This is a genomic window from Cellulomonas fulva, from assembly GCF_018531375.1.
Lineage (GTDB): Bacteria > Actinomycetota > Actinomycetes > Actinomycetales > Cellulomonadaceae > Cellulomonas > Cellulomonas fulva.
Genome location: NZ_JAHBOH010000001.1, coordinates 1,777,120 through 1,791,063 on the forward strand (window position 1 = coordinate 1,777,120; position 13,944 = coordinate 1,791,063).

Sequence of the window (13,944 nt, forward strand, 5' to 3'; positions counted from 1 at the left end):
TGCAGTGGCGGTCTAGGCGACCGCGACCGCGACGGCGACCGCGACGGCGACCGCGACCGCGAGCGCGGACGTTGGGTGGCCAGTGCGGTCGTTGAGCGTCCGCACTCGGCGCGTACCGTCCGCGCTCGCGCTCGCGCTCGCGCTGGGGCTGGGGCTGGGGCTGGTGCGTAGGTCGGCGCGGTGCGGGGCGGGGCGCAGAGTGCCGCGGGCCGGGTGCCGCCCGCTCGCCCCACCCCTCCCGCTCACCCACCCCTCCCGCGAGCGCGGACGTTGGGCGGCGAGCGCGGTCGTCGAGCGTCCGCACTCGGAGCGCACCGTCCGCGCTCGGGGTCGGGGGTGGGGGGAGGGGGTGAGGGGGTGAGGGGGGAGGGGGTGGAGGGGGAGGGGGTCAAGGGCGGGCGGCGAAGCGTTCCAGGAGGTCGGCGTGGCCCGAGACGATGATGATGTCGTTCTGCGAGATGCGGGTGTCCGGGCTCGCGTACTGGAAGTCCATGCCCGGCGACTTCACCCCGACCACCGTCACCCCGTAGCGCTCGCGGATCTTCGACTGCGCGAGCGTGAAGCCCTGCGTCTCCTTGGGCGGGCGCATCTTGACGACGGTGAACCCGTCCTCGACCTCGATGTAGTCGAGCAGCTTGCCGGAGACCAGGTGCGCGACGCGCGAGCCCGCGTCGGCCTCCGGCAGCACCACGTGGTGGGCGCCGATGCGCTGCAGGATGCGCGCGTGCTCGGCGCTGACCGCCTTGGCCCAGATCTGCGGCACCCCGATGTCCACGAGGTTGCCGGTGATGAGCACCGACGCCTCGAGGTAGGAGCCGACGCCGACGACCGCGACGGGGAAGTCGCGGGCGCCGAGCTGCTCGAGCGCCTCCGGGTTGGTGGCGTCCGCCTCGACGAGCGCGATCCGGCCCGCCCACTGCGCGACGAGCTCGGGCGAGCGCTCGACCGCGAGCACGTCCTGGCCCAGCCGGTCGAGCGTCGCGGCGATGGCCGACCCGAACCGGCCGAGGCCGATGACGAGCACGCCCGAGTCCTTCTTGGGGGTGCGGGGTGCGTTCTGGGTCCGCGTGAGCGGGTCCCGCAGGTTGTCAGCCAATGATCGGCCTCTCTTCCGGCAGCCGGATGACCCGACGACGGTTGCGCAGCGCGAGCGCGGCCGCAAGCGTCATCGTGCCGGTCCGGCCGATGAACATCAGGACGGTGAGCACGTACTTCGCCCCGTCGGGCAGCCCGGGGGTGATCCCCGTGGACAGGCCGCAGGTGGCGAAGGCGGAGATGACCTCGAACAGCACGACGTCGAGCCGCAGCCCGGTCATCGCGAGCAGCAGCAGCGAGGCGACGAGGACGAACGTCGCGGAGATGAGCGAGACCGCGATCGCGACCTGCAGCGCGTCGCGCGGGATGCGGCGGCCGTAGGCCTCGACGTCACGGTCGCCGCGCGCCTCGGCGACGATCGCGAGCAGCATGACCGCGAGCGTCGTGACCTTGATGCCGCCCGCGGTGGACGCGGACCCGCCGCCGACGAACATCAGCGCGTCCATCAGCAGCCACGTCGACTCGTGCATCTGGCCCACGTCGACGGTCGAGAAGCCGCCCGAGCGGGGCATCACGCCCGCGAACAGCGAGGCGAGCGCGGTCCCGGAGGGGTCGATGGGCTTAAACGTGCCGGGGTTGGTCCACTCGAACCCGGCGACCAGGACGGAGCCGGCGATCACGAGCCCGATGCTCGTCGTGATGGTCAGCTTGGCGTGCAGGCTCCAGCGGCGCGGCTCGCGCAGGTGCCGCGCGACGTTGAGGATCACCGGGAACCCGAGCGAGCCGATGAAGACGCCGACGATGATCGGCAGCAGCACCCACCAGTCCGACACGAACGGGGCCAGCCCCTCGGGCGTCGGCACGAAGCCCGCGTTGTTGAACGACGAGATCCCGTAGAAGATCGCGTGCCACGCCGCGGTCCCCCAGTCCTCGTCGTACATGTGGAAGCGGGGGAGCAGCACGAGCGCGATCGTCACCTCGAGGATCGTCGAGGTGACGATGACGGTCCGGACCAGCGAGCCGACCTCGCCGAGCCGGGTCACCTTGGTCTCCGACGACACGAGCAGGCGCTGCGTGAGGCCGATCCGGCGGGACACGGCCATGCCGAGCAGCGACGCGAGCGTCATGACGCCCAGGCCGCCGATCTTGATCGCGACGAGGATGACCACCAGGCCCCACGTGGACCAGTACTCGCCGGTCGGCACCACGGTCAGGCCGGTGACGGTCGTCGCGGAGGTGGCGGTGAACAGCGCGTCGACGAGCGGCGCGCGGTGGCCGTGCGCGGTGGCCCACGGCGCCTCGAGGAGCGCGGTGACCAGCACGATCACCCCGAAGAACACGCCGAGCGCGAGGCGGGCGGGCGACTGCCGGGCGAGCCGGTCGACGAGCTCGCGCGAGCGCCACGCCACGCCGGGTCCACCGCGCGCCATGGCACCCCCCGTCCCTCTCGTCGTGCTGCCGCCGTCCTGCAGGATCGTCCTGCCGTGGCAGCACTCTGGCACGTCGCGGCGCGAACGTCCGGACGGTCCGGCGCCACCGCGCGGCTCGCGCCGCGGGCATCGTGGTCCCGCTGGACAGTGCAGCTCGACACCAAGCTCGACACCCGGGCTCGACACCGCAGCTCGACACCGCAGTTCGACACCGTGCGGCAACGGTGTTTGGGTGAGCGCATGACGCAGCGGCTCCGCGTGGTGTGGACGCCCGAGATGCTGCGCTACGACTTCGGGCGCGGTCACCCCATGGCCCCCGACCGGCTCGACCTGACGATCCGGCTGGCGCGTGAGCTCGGGCTCCTGGCGGACGCCGACCTGGTCGGGGCGGCGCCGGCGAGCGACGCGCTGCTCGCGACGGTGCACGAGCCCGCCTACGTGGCGGCGGTACGGCGCGCGGAGACCGAGGGCGTCGCGGACCCGGCACGCGGGCTCGGCACGGACGACGACCCGGTGTTCCCGGGCATGCACGAGGCGTCGGCGCGCGTGGTGCAGGGCACGGTCGACGCGGCGCTCGCGGTGGTCGCGGGTGACGCCGTGCACGCGGTGAACGTCGCGGGCGGGCTGCACCACGCGATGCCCGGCGCGGCGTCAGGGTTCTGCGTCTACAACGACGCGGCGGTCGGCATCCGGGCGATGCTCGACGCGGGGGTCGAGCGCGTCGCGTACGTGGACGTCGACGCCCACCACGGCGACGGCGTCCAGGCCGCGTTCTGGGACGAGCCACGCGTGCTCACCGTGTCGCTGCACGAGTCGGGCCGGGGGCTGTTCCCGGGGACGGGTCACCCCGACGAGACCGGCGGTCGGCACGCCGACGGCAGCGCGGTCAACGTCGCGCTGCCGGCCGGCACCGGTGACGCGGGCTGGCTGCGGGCGTTCGACGCGGTGGTCCCGGCCGTGGTCGAGGAGTTCGCGCCCCAGGTGCTGGTGACCCAGCACGGCTGCGACGCGCACCGGCTCGACCCGCTGACGCACCTGCGGGTCTCGGTGGACGCCATGCGGCTCGCGAGCGAGCGGCTGCACGAGCTCGCGCACGAGCTGACCGGCGGCCGCTGGCTCGCCCTCGGCGGCGGTGGCTACGCGATCGTCGAGGTGGTGCCGCGGGCGTGGGCGCACCTGATCGGCATCGCCGCGCACCGGCCGGTGGACCCGGACACCGAGGTGCCGCTCGCATGGCGCGAGCACGTGCTGGAGACCTACGGCCGCACCGGGCCCACGACCATGTCGGACGGGGTCACGCCGGCCTTCCGGACGTGGCGGTCGGGGTTCGACCCGTCCGACGAGGTCGACCGCGCGATCCGCGCGACGCGCGCGGCCGCCTTCCCCGCCCTTGGTCTGGACGTGGAGCACGACTGACCGACGGCTGTCACTCCTTTCACCTCTTTCACTCGTGTCCCACGCGCCACTAAGGTGTGGCCCAGCCCGTCCGTCCGGCGGGCCGATCACACGCAGGGGACGCCGTCGGCGACGGGGCCGCCTCAGGGGACGACGAGCGGGAGACGATGACCGACCAGCCGGGCCGCGTGCGCTACCTCACGGTGGTGGAGGTCGCGGAGATCATGCGGGTCTCCAAGATGACCGTCTACCGGCTCCTGCACTCGGGTGAGCTGCCCGGCGTGCGCGTCGGCCGCTCGTTCCGCGTCCCGCAGGACGCCCTCGACCACTACCTGCGCACGTCGCTGCCGACGCCGCAGGAGCAGGGGGACTCCGAGCGCCGGTCCTCCTGACGTCGCGCGGGGGGCACGTCCCGGTGCTCCGGTCCGGCTCGGTGCGCCTCGCGTGCACCGGCGTCGCGAGCACCGTGCCGGATCGCGTAAGGTAGGCCCTCGGACTTTCCTTGCGTGGAGGGCGCGGTCGTCATGGATCGCGGTCCCGCCGCCGGGGCACCCGCCGGTCGCGGCCGGGGCGTCTCGGTGGACCACGTGCGATCGACCAGCACCGGTCCGCTCCCTGCGGGCCACACCCGGAAGCGAGAGTGGACCCATGGGCTCCGTCATCAAGAAGCGCCGCAAGCGGATGGCCAAGAAGAAGCACCGCAAGCTGCTGCGCAAGACGCGTCACCAGCGTCGCAACAAGAAGTGACCTCGCGCTGCCCCTGAGGCAGCGCCTGACGAGGGGCTCGGCCGTGCTGGCCGGGCCCCTCGTCGCCGTCCTGGCCGGGGTGCTCGTCGCAGTTCTACAACGATGTAGGCTGATCTCGTGGTCGATCTGCTGACGCCCGACGGTCCGTGCGTCCCGCGTGGCGCGTACGCGCCGCACACCCCGCTGCCGTTCGACGCCGTCCGGCTCGGTCCGGACGGCTTCCTGGGCGGTTGGCAGCGCCTGAACCGCGAGCAGGTCATCCCGCACCTGTGGGCCAACCTCGAGTCGTCCGGCGTCCTGGACAACCTGCGCACCGCCGCGGGCCGGGCGGACCTGCCCTGGCGCGGCTTCAACTTCGCGGACTCGGACCTGCACAAGACGCTCGAGGCCGTGGCGTGGGAGGCCGGCCGCGTGCCGGCGGACCAGCCGTGGGAGGACGACGTCCGCGCGGCCGTCGACCTGCTCGCGGCAGCGCAGCGGCCCGACGGGTACCTCGACTCGCACGTCCAGGTGACCCGCCCCGACGACGCCTTCGTGGACCTGCGCTGGGGCCACGAGCTCTACGTGCTGGGCCACCTGCTCCAGGCCGCGGTGGCCCGGGCGCGCACGGGCGGCGGCGAGGACCTGCTGGACGTCGCCCGCCGGTTCGCGACGATGGTGGACGAGCAGCTCGGCGCGGACGCGTGCTGCGGGCACCCCGAGGTGGAGACCGCGCTCGTCGAGCTGTACCGCCTCACCGGCGAGCGCCGCTGGCTGGACCTGGCGCAGCGGCAGGTGGACGCGCGAGGGCACGGGGCGCTGGGTGCCGGACCGTTCCCCTCGGCGTACCACCAGGACCACACCCCGGTGCGGTCGGCGCAGGAGGTCGCGGGGCACGCCGTCCGGCAGGTGTACCTCGCCGCGGGCGTCGCCGACCTGGTGGCGGAGACCGGCGACACCGAGCTGCTGGCCGCGCTGCTGCGCCTGTGGGACAGCGCCGAGGACACGCGCACGTACGTCACCGGCGGCATCGGCTCGCGGCACCGCGACGAGGCGTTCGGGGACGCGTACGAGCTCTCGCCCGAGCGTGCGTACGCCGAGACGTGCGCCGCGATCGGCGTGGTGCACTGGGCGTGGCGCATGCTCCTGCTCACCGGCGAGGGCCGGTTCGCCGACGCGATGGAGCGGGCGCTCTACAACGCCGTGCCCGCCGGCCTGGGCCGCGACGGTCGCTCGTTCTTCTACTCCAACCCGCTGCAGCTGCGCACGGACCACGACGGCTCGAGCGAGTACTCGCCCGGCCGCCGCCTCCCCTGGTTCGAGTGCGCCTGCTGCCCGCCGAACCTCGCGCGGCTCGCCGCGAGCCTGCACGCCTACGTGGCGACCCGGTCCGACGAGGGCGTCGCGCTGCACCTGTACGCCGCGGGCGAGGTCGAGCTCCGGACGTCGGACGCGCACGACGAGCCCGCGCGCCTCGTCGTGCGGACGGACTACCCCTGGGACGGGCGGGTGGAGGTCGAGGCGGTCGGCGGGCTCGTCGTCCCGCTCGCCCTGCGCGTCCCGGGGTGGGCCGACGAGGGTGCGGTGCGGCTCACGGTCGACGACGAGCCCGTGCCGCTCGTCGTGCGCGACGGCTACGCGCACGTCCCGGCGACACCGGACCGACCGGTGCACCGCGTGGTGCTCGATCTCCCGATGCCGGTGGTGCCCCTCGCCGCCCACCCGCGCGTCGATGCCGTGCGCGGGTGCGTGGCGCTCCGTCGCGGGCCGGTGGTGCTGTGCCTCGAGCAGGTGGACCTGCCGGCGGGCGTGGTGCTCGAGGACGTCCGCCTGGTCCCCGGTTCCTCGCTCACCGCGGCCGCGGGCGACGCCCAGGGGGTTCCCGTCGTCGTGCACGCCCGCGGGACCCACGAGCCGGCCCGCGGCCGCCCCGCCTGGAGCGCCGCCTGGGGGCCGGCGGGCGGCCACGACGAGCCCGGCGCCCCGGTCCGTGAGCCCGTGGACCTGACCTTCGTGCCGTACCACGCGTGGGGCGAGCGCGAGCCCGGCGCCATGCGCGTCTGGGTGCCGGTCGCGTCGGTGACACCGTGACGGGCGTCGTTCTGCCAGGCTCGGCCCCGGTGACGCCCCCGCTCGCGGGTGCGACGACGGGATCGACGGGACGGAAGGTGCGCAAGGTGGGTGGACGACGCGGTGGCGCGGTCACGATGCACGACGTCGCCGCGCGCGCCGCCGTCTCGGTCAAGACCGTCTCCAACGTCATCAACGGCTACCCGTACATCCGTGAGACCACGCGCGCGAAGGTCGAGGCCGCGATCGCGGAGCTCGGGTACCACGTGAACATGAGCGCGCGGAACCTGCGCCGCGGCCGCACCGGCCTGATCGGCCTGGCGGTCCCGGAGCTCTCGCTGCCGTACTTCGCCGAGCTCGCGGACTCCGTGATCCGCGCGGCCGAGGACCGCGGCATGACCGTGCTGATCGAGCAGACGGGCGCCGTGCGGGAGCGCGAGATCGAGGTCGTGTCCGGCCAGCGCCGGCAGTTCACCGACGGCCTGATCTACTCCCCGCTGGCGCTGGGTCCCGACGACATCGGCGAGCTGGCCGTCGTCGACTACCCGCTGGTGCTCCTGGGCGAGCGGATCTTCGGCGGGCCGGCCGACCACGTGACGATGAGCAACGTCGAGGCCGCGCGTGCCGCGACGGAGCACCTGCTCGCGCAGGGCCGCCGCCGCATCGCGGTGGTCGGCGCGCACGCGGGGGAGATGGTCGGCTCCGCGGCGCTGCGCCTGCAGGGCTACCAGCGCGCGCTCGAGGACGCGGGCATCGCCGTCGACCCGGCGCTCGTCGCCGAGGCGGGGCTGTGGCACCGCGCCACGGGCGCCGAGGCCATGGCCCGGCTGCTCGACGACGGCGTCCAGCTCGACGCGGTCTTCGGCCTCAACGACGCGCTCGCGCTCGGCGCGCTCCACGAGCTGCACCGGCGGCGCGTCGACGTCCCCGGTGACGTCGCCGTGATCGGCTTCGACGACATCGAGGAGACGGCCTACTCGGCGCCGACCCTCTCGACGGTGCACCCGGGGCGGGAGGAGATCGCGCGCACGGCCGTCGACCTGCTGCTCGCCCGCATCGAGGACCCCGACGACGACCGCCCGTTCCAGCAGGTCATCGCCGACTTCTCGATCATCGCCCGCGAGTCCACCCTCGGCGAGGGCACCCCGGCCGGGCACTGAGCACCGTCGAGGGAGCGGTCCCGCCCAGGGGCCCGGCTACGCTGCGGCGGAGGGTCGACGAAGGGGGCAGGTCGTGCGTCGTGTGCTGGTGGCGGTGGTCGGCCTCGTCCTGCTCGTCGGCGGCGACGGTGCGATCGCCGCCGGGGCGACGTCCGGTCCCGAGGTCGAGCCCGTGACCGAGCCCGTGACCGAGCCCGTGACCGAGCTTCCGAACGGCTGCGCGGCGCCGGCAGGCGCGACGACCTTCACCTGCGCGGTAGGCGCGGACATCCTGGTGATCGACGGGAGCTGACCTCACGAGGGGCGACGAGCTGGTGCGAGCGGTGAACGGGCGCCGCAGCAGAGCTCACGAGCCCGTTCGGGTGTCGATGCGGTCGAGGCGGGCGTCGACCAGCCAGCCCGAGGCCAGGAGAGCGACGCTCGCGCCGACGAGGACCCCGACCACGGGGACGAACCACGCGGTCGCCGCGATGGCGGTGAGCGTCACGACGACGGCGACCGACGTACCCGGGCTGAGGGCGGGTGCCAGCAGCAGGAACCGCCAGGTCGCGAGCGCGGCGTCGTCGTAGCGGCGCAGGACGGGCGGGACGAACGCGACGACGAGCGCCGTCCACGCGGCCACGACGACGAGCCCGACGACGAGCGCGGCTCGGCCGGGGCCGTCGAGCAGGGCGGCGACGCCGCCGTCGACGACGAGCAGCGCGCCGACCGCCCACAGCGGCGCACCGACCACGTTGGCGCGCCGGAACCCCGCGCGCCACGCGGACCAGAAGTCGCGCCACACGGACGTGGACGGGTCGCCCGCGGGCAGCCGCGCGAGCAGGCGCCCGGCGGCGTCGAGCGCGGGGAACAGACCCAGCACCACCCCGCCGGCGAGGGTGCCGAGCAGCAGCAGGAGCTGGGCGAGCACCAGGTGCTCGACCCAGCGCAGCACGCCCATGACCCGCCCGGCCCAGCCGGCGCCCTCCTCGCTCATGCCCCCGATCCTCGCGGACGCGCGCGCCTGCGTGCTCACGCGACGCCCGTCGGGGTGACGCGGACGCCGGCGACCGTGCGGCCCCGGTCGTCGAGGGCGGAGAACGTCCAGGTCGGGCTCCCGGTCCGGGCGTCGGACGCGGGCAGCACCACGGCCTCGGCGCGTGCGCCGTCGTCCCAGCGCCACGCGAACCGGCCGGCGCCGTGCGCGACCACGTCCGTCACCGCGAGGGCGGTCCGCGTCGTCGGCTGCACGGACCGGGGGTCGGCCGCGAGGTCGAGGACGTCCCACGTGCCCTCGAGGACGCCGGCATCCGCCGGCCACGCGGACTGCGGCGCGCGCTCGTGCGCGGTGCCGGCCCACGGGAGCAGGCTGACCACCGGCCAGCCGTCGTGCGTCCAGGCGAGCAGCCGCGTCTCGACACGGTGCTGAGTCGGCGCCTCGGCGTCGCGCGCGTGGTGCACCAGGTACTGCCGGCCCTGCTCCGTCAGCACCGCGGCGTGACCCGGCGCGCGCACGCCCGGGCCGCCGGGCAGGCGGTGACCGGTCAGGACGAACGTGCCGGCGTCCGCACCCTCGTCGTCCCGCAGGTCGCGGCCCAGACGGTCCACGTACGGACCGGTGACCGACGACGCGACGCCCACGCGCACGTGGTAGCTGTCGAACAGCGAGTCCCAGGACGCGATGAGCGCCCAGCCGCCGCCGGGGCGGGAAAGGACGTAGGCGCCCTCGAGCGCCCCCTCGACGTCGGCGGGGCGGCGGGCGAGGAGCACACCGGGAGCCTCGCCGAGCGCGAGTCCCGTCCGCGGGTCGAGCTCGAGCGCGTGCAGGCCGCCGAAGAACGAGCCGTACACCAGCCAGTGCTGCGCGCCGTCGACGACGAGGTTCGCGTCGATCGCGTTGGGCGGGCCGTCGCCGTGGGGCGAGGTGCCGGGGACGATGCCGTCGTGCGTGCTCGTCACGACGATCCCGCGCTCGGTCCACGGACCGCTCGGGTGCGGCGCGACGGCGAGCCCGATCGCCGAGGTCCGGGAGCCGAAGGTCGACGCCGACCAGTACATGCGCCACTCGTCGTCGACGCGGACCACCTCGGGCGCCCACAGGCCGGGGGCTCCCGTCCAGGCGAACGCGTCCGCGGGCACGCCGGGCAGGGCCCAGCCGTGGAACGTCCAGGTGACCAGGTCCGACGAGCGCCGCACCTGGACCCCGCCGCGCACGGGACCGCCGGCGTAGGCGTCGGTGGAGAACAGCCAGTAGGTGCCGTCGTCGTCGCGCACCGCGGTCGGGTCGTGGGCGTGGTCGGCCCCCCAGCTCGCGGTGTCGAGGTCGACGGCGGCCGGGTCGGTGGTGGTCACGGCCCTACCCCTTGGTCCCCGTGAGGGCGACCGACTCGATGATCTGCCGCTGGAAGATCAGGAAGACGATCACGATCGGCAGCAGCGCGACGAACGACGCCGCCATGATCAGCGGGTAGTCGCGCTGCGTGGCGAACTCGACGTTGAGGTTGGCGATGACGACCTGCAGCGTCTGCTTCTCCGGGGAGTTCAGGTACAGGATCGGTGCCAGGTAGTCGTTCCAGATCGTCATGAACCAGAGGATGAACTGCGCGGCGATGGCCGGGCGGATCATCGGCATGATCATCCGGAAGAAGATCGTCAGGTAGGAGGCGCCGTCGATCTTGGCGGCCTCGATCAAGGAGTCCGGCACCGACTCGAGGTACTGCCGGATGAAGAAGATCATGATGATGTTGCCGAACAGCAGCGGCACGATCAGCGGCAGCAGGGTGTCCACCCAGTGCAGCCGGGAGAACATCACGAACTGCGGGATCATGATCGTCGGGTAGGGGATCATCAGGCCCGACAGCAGCGCCAGGAAGATGACGTTCTTGCCCGGCAGCCGCATCTTCGCGAGCGCGAACGCCGCGATCGCCGAGGTGAGCGACCCGACGACGGTGACGGTCGTGGCGACGATGAAGCTGTTCTTGAAGCCCGACAGGATCGGCGCCTCCGACCACATGCGCACGAACGTGTCCCACTGCGGGACCTCGGGCCACAGCACGGGCGGCAGGGCGAAGACCTCGGTCTTGGTCTTGATGGCGGTGGTGAACATCCACACCAGCGGTGCGAGCATCACGACGGCGAACAGCGCGAGCACGATGAACAGCACCGTGTTCGTCACGCGGCTCTCGTTGCGCACGCCGCGGTTGGCGGGCTGCTGGCGGGCGGTGGCGCCGGCGGGCGTGCCGCCGCGGCGCAGGACAGGGATCGTGGTCATGGTCGCGGCCTCACTCGATGCTGAAGCTGTTGCGCCGGTTGAGGCGGAACTGGATGAGGGTGATGACGAGCACGAGGATCCCCAGCACGATCGCCATCGCGGTGGCGTACCCCATCTGCTGGTACTTGAACGCCTTGCGCACGATGTACCAGACGACCGACGCGGAGCTGAACTCGGGCCCGCCGGTGGGGGTCATGATGTTGATCTCGGTGAAGATCTGGGCCCCGGCGATGATGTTCGTGACGACGAGGAAGAACGTCACCGGACGCACCATCGGGAGCGTGATCGAGCGGAACTTCTGGTAGGCGTTCGCGCCGTCGAGCGACGCGGCCTCGTACAGCGAGGCAGGCACGGACTGGATCGCCGCCAGGTACAGCAGCATCGAGTAGCCGAGGCCCTTCCAGATGGCCATCAGGATGATCGCGGGCTTGACCGTGGCGGTGTTCTGCAGCCAGTCCGGTCCGTTGATCCCGAACCACCCGAGCACCTGGTTGATCAGCCCGAAGTCGCCGTTGTACGCGAACTGCCAGACGATCGCGATCGCGGCCAGCGAGGAGATGACCGGCACGTAGTAGATGGTGCGGAACGCCGTGCGCCCGGGGATCCGGCGGTTGAGCGCGATCGCGAGCAGGAGCGACAGCACGAGCCCGATCGGGATGCCGATCATGTAGAAGAACGTGTTCCACAGGCTCTTGCGGAAGTACTCGTCCTGGACGAGCGCGACGTAGTTGTCGAGGCCGACGAACCGCATGGGCCCGAGCCCGTTCCAGCTCGTCAGCGAGGTGTAGACCGCGAACCCGATGGGGTAGAGCGTGAAGAGCAGGAAGCCGATCACGGGCGGCGCGATGAACAGCAGCGCCCACCGGTGCTCGACCCGGTGCAGGCGGTTGCGCGCGCGGCGGTCCCGGTCCGGCGCGCGTTCGGGCTGCGGGCCTGCGTCGGCGGGTGGGGGGTCGACCGTGGCCGCGGCGGCCTGGCTTCGCGTCATCGCAGAAGTCCTCTCGGGTTCTCGAGGTGGGGACGAGGGGCGGACGGGGCGGGGCCCGGTCGCCGGGGAGCGACCGGGCCCCGCGAGGTCACGCTCCGCCGCCGGCCTGCTCGGCGTTGGAGATGGACTCGTCGAGCAGCGTCTGCATCTTCGGCTGCGTCTCGGCCAGGTAGTCCGCGGCCGTCTGCTTGCCGTCGAGCACGGGCTGGATGTTGGTCCACAGCTCGTCGTACCACTCCGCGCCGTACGTGAAGGCCGCCGGCATCGCCCGGCCGTAGTCCTGCACGATGTCCAGGAACTCCTGGCGGTTGGCGGGCTCGGCGCCCTCCTCCGCGGCCCAGTCCTGGGCGACGTCGATGAGGTTGGGGATCTGGATGTTCGCGTCGACCAGCGTCTGCTGCGCCTCCGGGTCGCCCGAGAGGTAGGTCACCAGGTTCACCGCGTCCTGCGGGTGCTCGGTCGTCGCGGAGACGCCGATGCCGAGGGAGCCGATCCACGTGGCCGACCCGGCGTCGCCGACGGTCGGCCAGGGGATCAGGTCGTAGTCGAAGTCCAGGTCGTTGTAGACCGAGACGTCCCACGGCCCGACCGGGAAGAAGCCGATCTCACCGGCCATCCAGCGCTGGTACGTGTCGAGCGTCGCGGCGTCGGACGCCGAGGGCGTGACCTTGTCGATGTTCGTGAGGTCGGCGAACTTCTGCAGCGCCTCCGCGAACTCCGGGGTGTCGACGGTGACCTGCGTGTGGTCCTCGTTGGTCCAGTCGCCGCCGTTGCTCCACACCATCGACTGCAGGTTCCACTGGACGTTGAGCCCGGTGCCCCACTGGTCGACGGCGCCGTCGCCGTCCGTGTCGGTGGTCAGCTTCTTGCAGATGTCGACGAACTCCTCCCAGGTCAGGGGGGTGTCCTTGTCCGGCAGCTCGATGCCCGCGTCCTCGAGCATCGTCTTGTTGTAGCCGAAGGAGAACGGGCCGACGTCCTTGGGCAGGCCGTACAGCGCGCCGTCCGGCGTGCCCTGGACGGTGCCGTTGAAGCGGTAGGAGTCGACGCCGTACTCCCAGATGTTGTCGAGGTCCAGACCGGACTCGGCGACCTGGTCGGTGATGTCCATCAGGACGCCCGAGGCGACGTAGGACTGCAGGCTGGCCTGCTCGATGTAGAACACGTCCGGGACGTTGTTGCCCGCGACGGCCGCCTGCAGCTTGGTCGCGTACTGGTCCGCGTCCGTGACGATCATGTTGACCTTGACGCCGGTGTCCTCGGTGTAGCGGTCGATCGCGGCCTGGTAGGCCGCCTTCTCGTCCGTGCCTCCGCGGAACATGAAGGTGATCGTCTTGTCACCGCCGTCGTCCTCGCCGCCGCCACCGCCGCCGCTGCACGCCGTCAGCGCGAGCGCGCCGACCATGGCGGTCGCGACCGCTCCGGTGATGAGCCTGGTCCTGCTCTTCATGTCTGCCTGCCTCCCGAGTCCGTGGGTGGGGTCAGGTCGATCCGCGGCCGGGACGGCCCGGACACACCGCGCGGTGCGTCCGGGGGGCGACGCGGTGCCTCCGTGCACCGCTCGTCCGTCCCTGCTGGTCACCTTTGACCTCTCCAGTGTTGCCAACGCCGAATCTACAACGTTGATCTACAACGTTGCACAACATGGCACGAGTCGGCATGATCGGTCAAGCAACGGTTCGGTCACGGAGTGGCCCAGGGGTCGGGCGACCCGGCGGCGGCTCGGGCCGGGCGGCCCGTCGGCGGCGGGTTCTCAGGGCTCTGACCTGCGACGAGACGCTCTGGCTGACGCGACGCGCCGGGCCGGAGGAGGCGCGTTGACGACAGGGGCACCGATCGTGCATGGTGCTCTACAACGATGTAGACCGGCGGTTGGCCGGGGAACGACGA

At 72.7% G+C, this 13,944-nt stretch carries 13 protein-coding genes; 6 read left to right on the forward strand and 7 right to left on the reverse strand.

The window, feature by feature from the left end:
* Positions 1-388: 388 nt before the first annotated feature.
* Positions 389-1,096: a potassium channel family protein gene (locus KIN34_RS07865; RefSeq protein WP_237689069.1), complete on the reverse strand. Its 708-nt coding sequence runs from the start codon at positions 1,094-1,096 to the stop codon at positions 389-391.
* The gene (locus KIN34_RS07870) at positions 1,089-2,465 is read right to left on the reverse strand and encodes a TrkH family potassium uptake protein (RefSeq protein ID WP_214348918.1); all 1,377 of its coding nucleotides are present in this window, start codon (positions 2,463-2,465) and stop codon (positions 1,089-1,091) included. Before KIN34_RS07870 ends, KIN34_RS07865 begins: the two co-directional genes overlap by 8 nt.
* Before the next feature lie 240 nt (positions 2,466-2,705).
* Between KIN34_RS07870 and KIN34_RS07875 the strand changes: the two genes are divergently transcribed.
* The 6 genes from KIN34_RS07875 to KIN34_RS07900 all read left to right on the forward strand — a co-directional run bounded on the left by KIN34_RS07875 (position 2,706) and on the right by KIN34_RS07900 (position 8,108).
* A complete protein-coding gene (locus KIN34_RS07875; protein ID WP_214348921.1) occupies positions 2,706-3,881 on the forward strand; it encodes an acetoin utilization protein AcuC in 1,176 nt (391 codons plus the stop codon).
* Between the two features lie 146 nt (positions 3,882-4,027).
* Positions 4,028-4,252: a helix-turn-helix domain-containing protein gene (locus tag KIN34_RS07880; RefSeq protein WP_214348924.1), complete on the forward strand. Its 225-nt coding sequence runs from the start codon at positions 4,028-4,030 to the stop codon at positions 4,250-4,252.
* Between the two features lie 256 nt (positions 4,253-4,508).
* The gene (locus KIN34_RS07885; RefSeq protein WP_003792170.1) at positions 4,509-4,607 is read left to right on the forward strand and encodes a 30S ribosomal protein bS22; all 99 of its coding nucleotides are present in this window, start codon (positions 4,509-4,511) and stop codon (positions 4,605-4,607) included.
* A 117-nt stretch (positions 4,608-4,724) separates the two neighbouring features.
* The gene (locus tag KIN34_RS07890) at positions 4,725-6,677 is read left to right on the forward strand and encodes a glycoside hydrolase family 127 protein (protein ID WP_307858146.1); all 1,953 of its coding nucleotides are present in this window, start codon (positions 4,725-4,727) and stop codon (positions 6,675-6,677) included.
* 116 nt (positions 6,678-6,793) lie between these two features.
* Positions 6,794-7,816, forward strand: a complete 1,023-nt coding sequence (locus KIN34_RS07895; RefSeq protein WP_214351929.1) for a LacI family DNA-binding transcriptional regulator — start codon at positions 6,794-6,796, stop codon at positions 7,814-7,816.
* 73 nt (positions 7,817-7,889) lie between these two features.
* Positions 7,890-8,108 carry a hypothetical protein gene (locus KIN34_RS07900; protein ID WP_214348927.1) on the forward strand — a complete coding sequence of 73 codons (219 nt, stop codon included), beginning with the start codon at positions 7,890-7,892 and terminating at the stop codon, positions 8,106-8,108.
* Positions 8,109-8,162: 54 nt separating this feature from the next.
* Here the strand turns inward: KIN34_RS07900 and KIN34_RS07905 are convergent, their stop codons facing one another.
* From KIN34_RS07905 to KIN34_RS07925, 5 genes are all read right to left on the reverse strand, one after another.
* Entirely contained in the window at positions 8,163-8,792 is a 630-nt protein-coding gene (locus tag KIN34_RS07905; protein WP_214348931.1) for a YesL family protein, read from the reverse strand.
* Positions 8,793-8,827: 35 nt separating this feature from the next.
* The gene (locus tag KIN34_RS07910; RefSeq protein WP_214348937.1) at positions 8,828-10,147 is read right to left on the reverse strand and encodes an arabinan endo-1,5-alpha-L-arabinosidase; all 1,320 of its coding nucleotides are present in this window, start codon (positions 10,145-10,147) and stop codon (positions 8,828-8,830) included.
* 4 nt (positions 10,148-10,151) lie between these two features.
* Positions 10,152-11,066 carry a carbohydrate ABC transporter permease gene (locus KIN34_RS07915; protein ID WP_214348939.1) on the reverse strand — a complete coding sequence of 305 codons (915 nt, stop codon included), beginning with the start codon at positions 11,064-11,066 and terminating at the stop codon, positions 10,152-10,154.
* Between the two features lie 10 nt (positions 11,067-11,076).
* Entirely contained in the window at positions 11,077-12,054 is a 978-nt protein-coding gene (locus KIN34_RS07920) for a carbohydrate ABC transporter permease (RefSeq protein WP_214348941.1), read from the reverse strand.
* Positions 12,055-12,142: 88 nt separating this feature from the next.
* Positions 12,143-13,504 (reverse strand): ABC transporter substrate-binding protein, encoded by a 1,362-nt coding sequence (locus KIN34_RS07925; RefSeq protein ID WP_214348943.1) that lies wholly within the window; start codon positions 13,502-13,504, stop codon positions 12,143-12,145.
* Between the last annotated feature and the right edge of the window lie 440 nt (positions 13,505-13,944).

Bases quoted from the DNA above. Each gene is read 5' to 3' on its own strand.
- KIN34_RS07920 (WP_214348941.1), bottom strand. From the start codon at position 12,054: ATGACGCGAAGCCAGGCCGCCGCGGCCACGGTCGACCCCCCACCCGCC.
- KIN34_RS07885 (WP_003792170.1), top strand. From the start codon at position 4,509: ATGGGCTCCGTCATCAAGAAGCGCCGCAAGCGGATGGCCAAGAAGAAG.
- KIN34_RS07925 (WP_214348943.1), bottom strand. From the start codon at position 13,504: ATGAAGAGCAGGACCAGGCTCATCACCGGAGCGGTCGCGACCGCCATG.
- KIN34_RS07870 (WP_214348918.1), bottom strand. From the start codon at position 2,465: ATGGCGCGCGGTGGACCCGGCGTGGCGTGGCGCTCGCGCGAGCTCGTC.
- KIN34_RS07880 (WP_214348924.1), top strand. From the start codon at position 4,028: ATGACCGACCAGCCGGGCCGCGTGCGCTACCTCACGGTGGTGGAGGTC.
- KIN34_RS07895 (WP_214351929.1), top strand. From the start codon at position 6,794: ATGCACGACGTCGCCGCGCGCGCCGCCGTCTCGGTCAAGACCGTCTCC.
- KIN34_RS07875 (WP_214348921.1), top strand. From the start codon at position 2,706: ATGACGCAGCGGCTCCGCGTGGTGTGGACGCCCGAGATGCTGCGCTAC.
- KIN34_RS07915 (WP_214348939.1), bottom strand. From the start codon at position 11,066: ATGACCACGATCCCTGTCCTGCGCCGCGGCGGCACGCCCGCCGGCGCC.
- KIN34_RS07905 (WP_214348931.1), bottom strand. From the start codon at position 8,792: ATGAGCGAGGAGGGCGCCGGCTGGGCCGGGCGGGTCATGGGCGTGCTG.